Genomic DNA, 13,077 nt, shown 5'->3' on the forward strand with positions numbered 1-13,077 from the left:
TCGGGCACGGGACTCAGTACGCTCCGCGTCCGTCGACCACGGCGCGGAGGGTACGGCCCATCACGTCGACATCGCTCGTGAAGGACCAGTTGTCCACGTACTGCAGATCAAGCTGAATCGTTTCGTCCCATGACAGGTCCGACCGCCCGCTGATCTGCCACAGGCCGGTCATGCCGGGCCGTACGGAGAGCCGGCGCAGCTCGACCTCGTCGTAGCGCGCCACCTCCTCGGGCAGCGGCGGGCGCGGGCCGACCAGGGACATGCTGCCGGTGAGCACGTTGAGCAGCTGGGGCAGTTCGTCCAGCGAGGCGCGGCGCAGCAGTCGGCCCACCCGGGTGACGCGGGGGTCGCGGCGCATCTTGAACATGAGGCCGTCGTTCTCGTTGGCCCCCGCCAGATCGGCCTTGAGCCGGTCGGCGTCGAGCACCATCGTGCGGAACTTCCACATGACGAACGGTTCCCCGTCGCGCCCGATGCGGCGCTGGCTGTAGAAGGCGGGGCCGCGCGAGCCGAAACGTATCGCCAGCACGACTCCGAGGAACAGCGGGGACAGCAGGAGCAGTCCGACGGCGGCGCCGGCCCGGTCGAGGACCGACTTCAGCAGGGTCTGCACCCCGCGCCCCACGGGCGGGGCGATCCGCAGCACGGCGAGCCCGCCGGCCGACAGGGTCTCCAGGCGCTTGACGGAGATCTCCACCAGGCCGGGGAAGACCGCCAGTTCGAGCCCCTCGTCGTGCAGGGCCCAGGCGACGCGGCGCAGCCGCTCCCCCGCGATCCGCGCTCCGGGCGCGACGAGCACCAGGTCGGCGTTGTGGCTGTGCACCGCGCCCAGCACGGCGGCGGCGTCCCCGTTGGGGGCCCCGGCCATCCCGCCCGCCAACCGGGCGGCGACCGGGACCCCGCTGGAGAGGGAGCCCGCGCCGACCGGGACCACGCCGACGACCACGTAGGGGTGGTCGGTGCGCGCGGCGAGGTGCGCGATGACGTGCTCGGCGGCGTCCGGCTCCCCTATCACCAGCACCCGGCTGACGGCGTGCGCCTCGCGGCGGGCCGCGGACAGGTGGCGGAAGGTCAGTTTGTGGCGGGCCACGGTGACGAGGAGGGCCGGCAGGAGCGCTCCGATGGCGGCCAGCCGGGGGGTGCTCTCCCCGGTGAGGATCCGCGCGACGGCCAGGACTCCGATGAGAATCAGCCAGTCGTGGAGGACGGGCAGGACTCCGCGCGATTCTCCCAGCGCCCGGGCGGTGTAACGGCGCCGCAGCCCCTGCACTCCGGTCCACGCCACGGCCGCCGCGAGGGCGCAGTAGAAGGGACGATTCTGCTGAGCGGCGTGAAAGACGAGGCCGACGGGCAGGCCGGCGCCGAGGACATCGACGGCCATGGCCGCGGGCAGGTACCAGCGGGCCTTGTCACCCAGCCGTCGAGCCGGGACGGTTACCGCCCCTTCCCCACCGACGACTGCTGTGGCCACTCTTTGCGCAGGAAAATGGACATGCCTCACGGGGCCCCCCTGGCACGTGGTCTATGACGGTGACGCGTGTCCTTGGCTTCCCCAAGCGCCGGACATCTGTCGCACCGGGAAACAGTACGACAAACACCCGTACGGTAAATGCCGTTTGGGTTAACGGGGCATCTCGTTGCCCAAGCGTTAGCAACCGGTATCAGCCGTTCCGAATCTCGGACCCTTCCTTCGCACGCGAAGGTGAATGGTTCGAATACCGGATACGTATCTTCGGACAACGAACCGTTTCCGGCCAACCTTTTGACGCGGCCCTGACATTGCACGCCGTGGGTGGCACTCTTCGTTCCGTTCATCGCACCAGCCCTGATCTGCCCGGAGGCCCACCCAGCCATCCGGAACCCCCCTTGCAGGAGGAGTCTGCGTTGAGTCCCACCCCCCAGAGGCGTGCCACAGCGGCCGGAGCTCTCGTGGCCGCGGCAGCCCTGCTCGCCGTAGGCATACAGGCCGGATCCGCCTCAGCCGACGCCACCGCGTCGCAAGGCACCAAGGCCGTCCAGTCCAACCCCGGCTCGGCCGCCCGCGCACTCAGCGCTTCGGAGCGTGCGACGCTCCTGGCCGATGCCAACTCGACCACCGTGCAGGCCGCCAAGGCCCTCGGCCTCGGCAGCGGTGAGAAGCTCGTCGTCCGCGATGTGGTCAAGGACGCGGACGGCACCACGCACACCACCTACGAGCGGACCTACGACGGTCTGCCCGTGCTCGGCGGTGACCTCACGGTCCACGCCAAGGGCGGTGTCACCAAGAGCGTGACCAAGGCGACCAACCACGAGATCAAGGTCGCGGACACCTCCGCCACCGTGACCCCGTCGGCCGCCGAGGGAACCGCGTTCGCCGCGCTGTCCGCGAGCGGCGGCAAGGACGCCAAGGCCGACCAGGGCGCCCGCAAGGTGATCTGGGCCGCCGAAGGCGCCCCCGTCCTCGCCTACGAGACCGTCGTCGGCGGCCTCCAGAGCGACGGCGCCACGCCCAGCAAGCTGCACGTGGTCACCAACGCCAAGACCGGCGCGAAGATCACCGAGTGGCAGGCGATCGAGAAGGGCGTCGGCAACACCGAGTACAGCGGCCAGGTCACCCTGGGCACCTCGCAGTCGGGCAGCAACTACACGCTGACCGACGCCGGCCGGGGCAACCACAAGACCTACGACCTCAACGGCGGCTCCTCCGGGACCGGCACGCTCTTCAGCGGTCCGGACGACACCTGGGGCAACGGCCTCCCCTCCAACCGGGAGACCGCCGGCGCCGACGCCGCCTACGGCGCGCAGCTGACGTGGGACTACTACAAGAACGTGCACGGCCGCAACGGCCTGCGCAACGACGGCGTGGCCCCGTACAGCCGGGTCCACTACGGCAACGCGTACGTCAACGCGTTCTGGGACGACTCCTGCTTCTGCATGACCTACGGCGACGGCACGGGCAACAACCACCCGTTGACCTCCATCGACGTGGCCGCGCACGAGATGACCCACGGCCTCACCTCGGTCACCGGCAACATGACCTACTCGGGCGAGCCCGGCGGTCTGAACGAGGCGACCTCCGACATCATGGCGGCGGCCGTCGAGTTCAACGCCAACAACCCGACCGACGTCGGTGACTACCTCGTCGGCGAGAAGATCGACATCAACGGCGACGGCACCCCGCTGCGTTACCAGGACAAGCCGAGCAAGGACGGCTCGTCCAAGGACTCGTGGTACTCGGGCATCGGCTCCATCGACGTCCACTACTCCTCGGGCCCGGCCAACCACGTCTTCTACCTGATGTCCGAGGGCTCCGGCGCCAAGGTCATCAACGGGGTCAGCTACAACTCGCCGACCTCCGACAACCTCCCGGTCACCGCGATCGGTCGGGACGCCGCCGCGAAGATCTGGTTCCGCGCGCTGACGGTGGGCTACTTCAAGTCCAACACCAACTACGCGGCCGCCCGTACGGCGACCCTCCAGGCCGCCGCCGACCTGTACGGCGCCAACTCGGTGACGTACAACAACGTGGCCAACGCCTGGGCCGGCATCGCCGTCGGCACCCGGCCCCCGGCCGCCGGCGTCTCGGTGACCCCGATCGCCAACCAGACCACCCAGATCAACACCGCTGTGAGCCTTCAGGTCCAGGCGACCAGCACCAACCCGGGTGCGCTGAGCTACGCGGCGACCGGCCTGCCGGCCGGTCTGTCGATCAACTCCTCCACCGGCCTGATCTCGGGCACGGCCACCACCGCGGCCACGTCCAACGTGACCGTCACGGTGACCGACTCGGCGAGCAAGACCGGAACGACGTCGTTCACCTGGACGGTCGGCACCGCCCAGCAGAACGTCTTCGAGAACACCACGGACTTCGCGATCAACGACAACGCCACGGTCGAGTCGCCGATCACCGTGTCCCGCTCCGGCAACGCGCCGAGCGCCCTCAAGGTGGACGTCAACATCCTCCACACGTACGTCGGTGACCTGAAGGTCGACCTCGTCGCCCCCGACGGCACCGTCTACAACCTGCGCAACCGCACCGGCGGCAGCGCGGACAACATCGTCCAGCAGTTCACCGTGAACGCCTCCTCCGAGGTCGCCAGCGGTGTCTGGAAGCTCCGTGTCGCGGACCTCGCCTCCGCCGACACCGGCAAGATCGACAGCTGGAAGCTCACCTTCTGACCCCTTCGGGGTGACGAGGTGACGCCACGGCAGAACCGCTAGATCACGGGGCCGCCCGGGAGAAGACCTCCCCGGGCGGCCCTGTTCCATGGGCCCGCCCGCACGGGACCTGCTCCCCGCGAGCACGGGACCTTCGGCGCCCTGCGGCGGGCGGGCACGGGGAGATAGTGGAACCCAGCGAACCTACGCAACCGTAGGTTCGGGTAGCCCACCCCACCGAACGACGGACGTGCGCCATGCCCCAGCTCCCCGAGAACCCTTCCGCCCCCCGGCGCCCCTGGCTCATCCAGGGCGGCATGGGCGTCGGAGTCTCCGGCTGGCGCCTGGCCCGGGCCGTGTCGGTGACCGGGCAGCTCGGCGTGGTGTCCGGGACGGCGCTGGACGTCGTACTGGCCCGCGTGCTCCAGAGCGGCGACCCGGGCGGTCACGCCCGCCGGGCCCTGGCCGCCTTCCCGCTGCCGGAGCCGGCCCAGGCCGCACTGGACTGCTACTTCCGCGAGGGCGGCCTCGACGGGGCCGCCCCGATGCGGACCACGCCCCGGCTGCGCGCGACGGGCGGCGCGCAGGCGGAGATCCTCACCGTCCTCGGCAACTTCGTCGAGGTCTGGCTGGCCAAGGAGGGACACGACGGTGTCGTCGGCATCAACTACCTGGAGAAGATCCAGCTGGCAACGGCCCCCGCGATGTTCGGCGCGATCCTGGCAGGCGTCGACCACGTGCTCGTGGGCGCGGGAGTCCCCGGTCAGATCCCGGCCCTCGCCACCCGACTGGCGCGCTACGAACGCTGCGTCACCCGGATCGCGGTAGAGGACGAGGCCCCCGGGGCCGAGCCGCTGGACCACCTCTTCGATCCGCTGGAGCTGCTCGCCGGGCAGCTGCCCGGCCCGCTGCGCCGCCCCGAGGTGCTGGCCATCGTCTCCCTGCCGGTGCTCGCCACCTACCTCGCCCGGGACGAGGCCACCCGCCCCGACGGGTTCGTCATCGAGACCAGCGGGGCCGGCGGCCACAGCGCGCCGCCGCGCGGCCCGATGCGGCTCGACGAGAACGGCGAGCCCGTCTACGGCCCCCGCGACCACCCCGATCTGGCCAAGATGGCCGCGCTCGGGCTGCCGTTCTGGCTCGCCGGCGGACAGGCCGCTCCGGAGGCCGTGGCCGCGGCCCGCGCCGAGGGGGCCGCCGGGGTGCAGGTCGGCAGTGCCTTCGCACTGTGCGAGGAGTCGGGCATGGCCCGGCACCTGCGCGAGGAACTCCGCGACCGGGCGCACCGGGGCACCCTGACGGTCCGCAACGACCCGGGGGCCTCCCCGACCTCCTTCCCCTTCAAGGTGGCGGAGCTGCCCGGCACCGTCTCCGAACCGGAAGTGGCCGCGGCCCGGCGCCGGGTCTGTGACCTGGGCTTCCTGCGCACTCCGGTACGGGGGCCGCGCGGGCTGACCTACCGGTGCGCGTCGGAGCCGGTGGCCGCGTACGTCCGCAAGGGCGGGAAGGCGGCGGACGCCGAGGGCAAGCAGTGCCTGTGCAACGGCCTGCTCGCCACCATCGGACTGGCGCAGCGGCGGCCGGGCGGCCGGGTCGAGCCCCCCATCGTGACCATCGGCAAGGACCTCTCCTTCCTGCCGCGGCTCTCCCCCGACGCGTCCCCCTACACGGCGGGCGACGTGGTCCGGTGGCTGGCGGCGGGGGTCCGGTCCGCGTAGGCGTCCCGAACGGGACGGGCCCGGCACCCCCGTGGGGGGTGCCGGGCCCGTCGTCGTAGCGGGTCGGTCAGGGGTACGGGTCAGCCGGCGGGGTGGAAGATCCCGTCGAAGAGGCCCCGGGCCGGACCCTGCGCGGTGCGCGGGGCGGCTCGGCGGTCGTCGTCGCCGCGGTCGTGGCGGCCCTCGTCGTCACCACGGCCGTCGTGGCGGCCGTCCTCGTCGCCGCGGCCGTCGTGGTGGCCGTGGTGCCCGTCGGACGGCTTGAAGTAGACCGAGCGCACGTTGAGGTTCCGGGCCCGCTCGCCCGGGTTCAGGACCTCCTCGGGCTGGCCGCCGCAGCTGCCGCCCTCGAAGAGCAGGGCGAGGGAGTCCGTCTCGTTCTCCACGGCGTACGCCGGGTGCCGCCGGGTCCCGGTCAGTTGGTAGCAGGTGTCGTTGTCACCGGGCTCGATGGTCCCGTGGCGCGATTCTCCGTCCCCGTCGGTGTACCGGTAGTGCAGCTCGCCCAGGCTGTCGTGGTCACGGTCGTGGTCGGAGGCCGAAGACAGGCCCGCGGTGGGCAGGACCAGCGCGAGGGAGGCGAGGAGCGCTGCGGCGGTGGTGCGATGACGCATGTGGCAGTCCGTTTCTCGGGATCCGCGGACATCCGGGACCGGATGCCCGCGGGCAGCGTAGGAGCGGACCCACCGGCAGGAACGGTTCGGCATGCGCAATGTGTTCGAGGGTTCACCCTCACGGGAGCCCGCCGGGGCCATCCGCCGCCGCCCGAGCCCGCGGGGCGGCCCTCCCGTGACCGGCCCGCACGGCAGACCGCCCCGACGGACGCCCGGGGGCGCCGCCGGGGCGGTCGGGTGCGGTCGGGCCCCGGTCGGAGCCCCTCGGGCCCGGTCAGGCCGAGGTGCGTTCGCCGGCCGTTCCCTGCGCCGGGACGGAGGCCCCGCCCGGAGCCCCGCCGGCGGCCGGGTCCTTCGCGGCCGGACGGCGGATCAGGAGGGCCACCGCGAGCGCGCCCGCCAGGCCCATCGCCCCCGAGGCGACGAAGGTGTCCCGCAGCCCGCTCGCGAAGGCCGCCTCCACCCAGTCCCGCGCGGCCGGGGCCGCGGCCAGCAGTCGGCCCGCCCCGCCGGAGGCCAGGACGTCGGCGGTGCCGTGCGGCTGCCCGGACAGCGCGTCGGTGAGTCCGGTGTGGAACAGCGCGCCCAGGACCGCGATGCCGAGGGCGTTGCCGAGCTGCCGGGCGGTGTTCAGGGCGCCGCCCGCCATCCCGGCGCGGGCCGGGGCCACGGCGGCCATCGCGACGGAGGCCAGCTGCGGGGTGGCCATGCCGACGCCGACGCCGGTCAGCACCAGCCCCGGCACCAGGGCGGTCCAGCCGTCGCCGTCGTCCAGCATCCAGGCCTGGAGCAGGGCGCCCACGCCGATCAGCAGCAGCCCGCCGCCGATGGTGAGCCGGGCCGGGGCGCCGTGCAGGAAGCGCCCGGCCACCGCCGAGACGGCGAAGGCGGCCAGGCTGAGCGGGACCAGCACCAGGCCGGCCGCGACCGGCCCCATCCCCTCGGCGGACTGGAGCCACAGGGAGACGTACATCAGGTAGGAGAAGGCCGCCCCGGAGAGCAGCAGTCCGCCCACCATCACGGCGACGAAGTCCCGGCTGCGGAAGAGCGAGAGGTCCAGCATCGGGCGGGAGCTGCGCAGCTCGATGACGACGAACGCGACGAAGGCGGCGGCGCTGACGCCGAGCAGGCCGAGGGTGGCGGCGGAGGTCCAGCCGTTCTCGCCGACGCGGATCAGCGCGTAGGTGAGGGAGGCGGCGCCGGCGGTGAAGGCGGCCATGCCGGGCAGGTCCAGGCCGGTGGCGTGCGGATTGCGGGACTCGGCGACCGCCTTGAGGGTGACGTAGACGGCCAGGGCGCAGACGGGCAGGTTGATGAAGAAGATCCAGCGCCAGCCGAAGCTCTCGGTCAGCAGCCCGCCGATGATCGGTCCGGCCGCGGCGGCGGCTCCGTTGACCGCGCCCCAGACGCCGAAGGCGATGCCGCGGTCGCGTCCCTGGTAGGCGCCGCTGAGCAGGGCCATGGTGGTGGCGAACATGGCGGCGCCGCCGATGCCCTGGACGGCGCGGAAGGCGATCAGCGCGGTGGGGCCGGTGGCGAGGCCGCAGGCGAGGGAGGCGGCGGCGAAGACGCCGAGCCCGCCGAGGTAGACGCGGCGCCGCCCTATCCGGTCGGCGAGGGAGCCCGCGCCGAGCAGCAGGGCGGCCAGGGCGAGGGCGTAGACGTCCATGACCCACTGGAGGTCGGCGAAGCCGGTGTGCATGTCGGAGGCCATGTCCGGCAGGGCGACGGTCACGATCGTGACGTCGACCAAGAGCATGAAGGCCCCGAGGGACACTGCCGTCAGGGGCAGCCATTTGCGCATGGGGAGGATCTCCTCGGAGGACGAACGGTGGGTCGCGGTGTGTCCAAATTGGCAGTGGACGCCTTTGATCGGGCACCCAGCACGACCCTGCTGCCGGATTTCACCCACTCATCGGTCGGGGATGATGGAAACCATGCAGCAGAACGAGGAGCTGGACCTGCTCGACCAGGCCATCGCCCAAGCCCTGACCCTCGACGGCCGGGCCTCCTTCAGCCGGCTCGCCGAGGTGTTGGAGGTCTCCGACCAGACCGTCGTACGGCGCTACCGGCGGCTGCGGGGCACGGGGCTGATCCGGGTGGTGGGGCTGCCGATCGGCCGCCGGGTCGGCCTCTTCGAGTCCTGGCTGCGCGTGCAGTGCGCGCCGGACGCGGCGCTGCCGGTGGCCTCGGCCCTGGCCCGGCGGCCCGACATCGCCTGGGTGACCCTGAACTCGGGGGGTACGGAGATCCACTGCATGACGCGGGCCCGGACCCGCAAGGACCGCGACTCCCTGTTGCTGGAGAAGCTGCCCCGGACCCGCCGGGTGACGGGGATCAGCGCCCACACGGTCCTGCGGAAGTTCTTCGGCGGGCCGGAGGCCTGGGCGGGGCTGGACGTGTTGCGCCCGGACCAGGTGGCGGCGCTGACCCGGCCGCCGGTGGACCACGGGCCGATGGGCGAGCGGTACGCGCTGGACGAGGCCGAGCTGGCGATGCTGTCGGTGCTGGGGCAGGACGGCCGCGCCGGGTACCCGGACCTGGCGCGCGCCTCGGGCCTGTCGGAGTCCACCGCGCGCCGGCGCCTGGAGCGGCTGCGGGAGCTGGGGGCCGTCTTCTTCGACGTGGAGATCGTCCCCGAGCGGCTCGGCTTCGAGGCGGAGGCGACCCTGCTGCTGTCGGTGCCGCCGGCCCGTCTCGCGGAGGCCGGGGCGGCGATCGGGGCGCATCCCGAGGTGCCCTTCGCCGCCGCCCTGACGGGGGCGGCGAGCCTGTTGGCGGTGGTGGTGTGCCGGGACACCGACGCGCTGTACACGTACCTGACGGAACGGATCGGCGCGGTGCCCGGCATCCAGCAGGTGGAGCTGATCCCGACCCTGCGCACGGTCAAGCGGGCCGGGATGCTGGTCGAGGACGGGCGGCTGGTGGATCCGCCGCCGCTCCCCTGACCGGACCGGTCCGGTCAGGGGGACGGGCTCGGGTTCAGCGCAGCAGTACGCCGCCCCGCGCGTCGGTGTCCAGCGGCCCCGCGACCAGGCCCAGCTCGGCCGGGCTCGCCAGCAGCGGGTGCGCCGGCAAGATCCGCACCGTGTAGCCGAAGGGCCCCGTACGGTCGAGGGCGAGGGGGCCCTCGTAGACCCAGCGGCCCTCCAGGTCGGGTCCGGCGGCCGGCTTGAGCGGGAAGCTCCGTCCGTCCCGGATCACGTCCTGCGCGTCGACCCGGCCCGCGACGGCCTGCACCTCCACGTCCTCGGGTGCGAGCGAGTCCAGCGCCACCCGCACCCGCAGGGTCAAGGTGGCGCCCAGCTCCGCGGTGCCGCCCACGGGCGCGGCGGCGACCGCCTCCACGTGCTCGACGGCGACCTGTGGCCAGGCGGCCCGGACCCGGCCCTTCCACCAGGCCAGGTCCCGTGCGGCGTCGGGGTCCAGGGCCCGGTGGGCGAGCGCGGCGGGGCTGTAGAGCCGCTCCACGTACTCCCGGACCATCCGCCCCGCGAGGACCTTGGGACCCAGGGACACCAGGGTCCGGCGGACCATCTCGATCCACCGCGCGGGCAGTCCGCTCCGCCCGGCCCGGTCGTAGAAGCGGGGCGCGACCCTGTTCTCGATCAGCTCGTAGAGGGCGCCCGCCTCCAGGTCGTCACGGCGTTCCTCGTCGCCGCCGAGGCCGTCGGCGGTGGGGATGGCCCAGCCGAAGTCCGGCTCGAACCACTCGTCCCACCAGCCGTCCAGCACCGACAGGTTGAGGCAGCCGTTGAGCGCGGCCTTCATCCCGCTGGTCCCGCAGGCCTCCAGCGGGCGCAGCGGGTTGTTCAGCCAGACGTCGCAGCCCGGATAGAGCTTCTTCGCCATGGCCATGCCGTAGTCCGGGAGGAAGACGATCCGGTGGCGCACGCGCGGGTCGTCGGAGAAGCGCACCAGTTCCTGGACGAGCCGCTTGCCGCCGTCGTCGGCCGGGTGGGCCTTGCCGGCGACGACGATCTGGACGGGCCGGTCCGGGTCCAGGAGCAGGCGCCGCAGCCGCTCGGGGTCGCGGAGCATCAGCGTGAGCCGCTTGTAGGAGGGCACGCGGCGGGCGAAGCCGATGGTCAGCACGTCCGGGTCGAGCACGGAGTCCACCCAGCCCAGTTCGGCGTCGGCGGCGCCGCGCTCCTTCCAGGAGGCGCGCAGCCGGTCGCGCACCTCTTGGACGAGCTGCTCGCGCAGGACCCGGCGTACGTCCCACACGTCCTGGTCCGGGACCTGCGCGAGGGCGTCCCAACGGCCGGACCCGCCGACGGCGAGGGCGTCCTCGGCCCGGCCCGCGCCGATCTGGCGGGCGCCGAGCCGGATGACCTCGGGGGCCACCCACGTCGGGGCGTGGACCCCGTTGGTGACGGAGGCGATGGGGACGTCGGCGGGGTCGAAGCCCGGCCAGAGGCCGGCGAACATGCCCCGGCTGACGGCCCCGTGGAGGGTGGAGACCCCGTTGGCGCGCTGGGCCAGGCGCAGCCCCATGACGGCCATGTTGAACACCCCGGGGTCGCCGCCCGGGTAGCTCTCGGCGCCCAGTTCCAGGATCCGGTCGAGGGGGACGCCGGCCAGCTCGGCGCCCTCGCCGAAGTGCCGGGCGACCAGGCTGCGCTCGAAGCGGTCGATGCCCGCCGGGACGGGGGTGTGCGTGGTGAACACGGTCCCGGCGCGGACGGCTTCGACGGCGGCGTCGAAGCCGAGGCCCTGCTCTCCCTCCAGTTCCCTTATGCGTTCGAGGCCGAGGAAGCCGGCGTGGCCCTCGTTGGTGTGGAAGACCTCGGGGCTCGGGTGTCCGGTGATGCGGCAGTACGCCCGTACCGCGCGCACCCCGCCGATGCCGAGCAGCATCTCCTGGAGGAGGCGGTGGTCGCTGCCGCCGCCGTAGAGCCGGTCGGTCACCTCGCGGGCGCCGGCGTCGTTGTCCTCGACGTCGGAGTCGAGGAGCAGCAGCGGGACCCGGCCGACGTGGGCCTGCCAGATCTGGGCGTGCAGGGTGCGTCCGCCGGGGAGGGTCAGGGAGACCCGGGCCGGGGCCCCGTCCTCCTGGCGGAGCAGGGACAGGGGCAGTTCGTGCGGATCGAGGACGGGGTAGTGCTCCTGCTGCCAGCCGTCGCGGGAGAGCGACTGGCGGAAGTAGCCGTGACGGTAGAGGAGTCCGACGCCGATGATCGGGACGCCGAGGTCGCTGGCGGCCTTGAGGTGGTCCCCGGCGAGGATGCCGAGGCCGCCGGAGTACTGGGGCAGGGCGGCGGTGATCCCGAACTCGGGGGAGAAGTAGGCGATGGCGGCGGGGAGGTCCGCGGCCCGGTCGTGGCTCTGGTACCACCTCCCGCCGTGGACGTAGTCGTCGAGGTCGGCGACGGCGACGGCGAGGCGTCGCATGAAGCGCCGGTCGGCGGCGAGTTCCGCGAGCCGGGCGGCCGGCACGGCGCCGAGCAGCCGGACGGGGTCGCCGCCGGCGGCCTGCCAGCCTTCGGGGTCGACGGATTGGAAGAGTTCGCGGGTCTCCGTATGCCACGACCAGCGCAGGTTGCGCGCGAGGTCGGCGAGCGGCATCAGGGGTTCCGGGAGGACGGGGCGCACGGTGAATCGACGGATAGCCTTCACGTGTTCCACCTTCGCAGGGGATGACGGATCGGAGCGGCCGCACCACGCTGTGCACCCGCGCAACGCCCCCGGAAGGCTAGCGTCGAAGCCGGAACCGGACCATCCCACCCCTTGGCCAGGGGCCGCGGGCTACGGTTCGAGGAGGTCGTCCAGGTAGCCCCGGATCACTTCGGGCAGGGCGGCGCGGTCCATCGTGCGCAGCAGGGTCAGGGCCGGGCCGTCCGGGTCCATGAAGGCCCCCAGCGCGATGAGGGCGTGCAGTTCGGCCTCCAGGGTCACCTCGTCGGTCTCGGCGAGGGCGGCCCGGACCAGGGCCCCGCAGAGGAGGCGGCCGTCCTCCGGGCCCCAGGAGCGGGGCCAGTCCGAGGCCCCTTGGGCGCCGAGGCGCCGTGACTCGGGGTCCGGCGCGCGCAGCAGCCGTACGTCTTCCCGTGCGCGGGGGTCGACGTCGAGGCGCTCCCACTCCCCGAGGCCCCGCGCCCCGCTCCCGGTCAGCAGGACCCGCGCCGTCAGGCCGGTGTCGAGGCGGTCGACGGCGCGGCCGTACAGCTCGATGCGCTCCAGCACCGCCCAGGCCCCTTCCGGGGTGCGCAGCTGCGCCCCGACGGCCGGGGCTCCGCGCAGGCAGCGGACCACGGCGCGGGCGGCGGGGCCGCTCGGCTCGACGGGCCCGGCGATCTGGAGCCGGCCGGCGCGGGAGAGGAGTCGGCCCAGGACGGGGGCGGCGGAGCGGATCAGGCCGAGCCGGACGAGGTCGGCGTCGGACAGCCCCGCCTCGACGGTCGGCAGGGCGTGCAGTTGGGCCTCCAGCGCGGCGGGGTCCTCCTCCCCACAGGCGACGGCGGTGAGCGCGGCGGCCAGCGCCCCCTCCGCCTCGGGGTCCCACACCGCGGTCGCCACCGCGCGGGCGGCGGCCTCCCGCTCCCGGGGGTCGGGGTGTCCGAGCTGCTCCGTCAGGCCCATGCGGGGCATTCTCGCGCATGCCCCCG

Annotated in this window: 8 protein-coding genes; 3 read left to right on the forward strand and 5 right to left on the reverse strand. The window is 73.4% G+C overall.

The window, feature by feature from the left end; all coding sequences use genetic code 11:
* Nucleotides 1–13: 13 nt before the first annotated feature.
* Nucleotides 14–1,381 (reverse strand): sugar transferase, encoded by a 1,368-nt coding sequence (locus tag ACIOD1_RS00515; protein ID WP_401900404.1) that lies wholly within the window; start codon nt 1,379–1,381, stop codon nt 14–16.
* Between the two features lie 503 nt (nt 1,382–1,884).
* On the opposite strand from ACIOD1_RS00515, the gene ACIOD1_RS00520 reads away from it, so the two are divergent.
* Together ACIOD1_RS00520 and ACIOD1_RS00525 are read left to right on the forward strand one after the other, a co-directional pair.
* Nucleotides 1,885–4,158 carry a M4 family metallopeptidase gene (locus tag ACIOD1_RS00520; protein WP_365618259.1) on the forward strand — a complete coding sequence of 758 codons (2,274 nt, stop codon included), beginning with the start codon at nt 1,885–1,887 and terminating at the stop codon, nt 4,156–4,158.
* 236 nt (nt 4,159–4,394) lie between these two features.
* Entirely contained in the window at nt 4,395–5,855 is a 1,461-nt protein-coding gene (locus tag ACIOD1_RS00525) for a nitronate monooxygenase (protein ID WP_365618261.1), read from the forward strand.
* Between the two features lie 80 nt (nt 5,856–5,935).
* On the opposite strand, the gene ACIOD1_RS00530 is transcribed toward ACIOD1_RS00525, so the two are convergent.
* Together ACIOD1_RS00530 and ACIOD1_RS00535 are read right to left on the reverse strand one after the other, a co-directional pair.
* Nucleotides 5,936–6,469: a hypothetical protein gene (locus tag ACIOD1_RS00530; protein WP_365618263.1), complete on the reverse strand. Its 534-nt coding sequence runs from the start codon at nt 6,467–6,469 to the stop codon at nt 5,936–5,938.
* Nucleotides 6,470–6,743: 274 nt separating this feature from the next.
* A complete protein-coding gene (locus ACIOD1_RS00535; RefSeq protein WP_365618264.1) occupies nt 6,744–8,273 on the reverse strand; it encodes a DHA2 family efflux MFS transporter permease subunit in 1,530 nt (509 codons plus the stop codon).
* A gap of 133 nt (nt 8,274–8,406) precedes the next feature.
* Between ACIOD1_RS00535 and ACIOD1_RS00540 the strand changes: the two genes are divergently transcribed.
* Nucleotides 8,407–9,417, forward strand: a complete 1,011-nt coding sequence (locus ACIOD1_RS00540; RefSeq protein ID WP_365618266.1) for an Lrp/AsnC family transcriptional regulator — start codon at nt 8,407–8,409, stop codon at nt 9,415–9,417.
* Between the two features lie 34 nt (nt 9,418–9,451).
* Here ACIOD1_RS00540 and glgP read toward each other — a convergent pair whose 3' ends face one another.
* Both glgP and ACIOD1_RS00550 read right to left on the reverse strand, forming a co-directional pair.
* Nucleotides 9,452–12,088, reverse strand: a complete 2,637-nt coding sequence (glgP, locus tag ACIOD1_RS00545) for an alpha-glucan family phosphorylase (protein WP_365618268.1) — start codon at nt 12,086–12,088, stop codon at nt 9,452–9,454.
* A 129-nt stretch (nt 12,089–12,217) separates the two neighbouring features.
* Nucleotides 12,218–13,051 carry a hypothetical protein gene (locus tag ACIOD1_RS00550; protein WP_401899395.1) on the reverse strand — a complete coding sequence of 278 codons (834 nt, stop codon included), beginning with the start codon at nt 13,049–13,051 and terminating at the stop codon, nt 12,218–12,220.
* Nucleotides 13,052–13,077 lie beyond the last annotated feature (26 nt).

This window comes from Streptomyces sp. NPDC088097, from assembly GCF_044741845.1.
Lineage (GTDB): Bacteria > Actinomycetota > Actinomycetes > Streptomycetales > Streptomycetaceae > Streptomyces.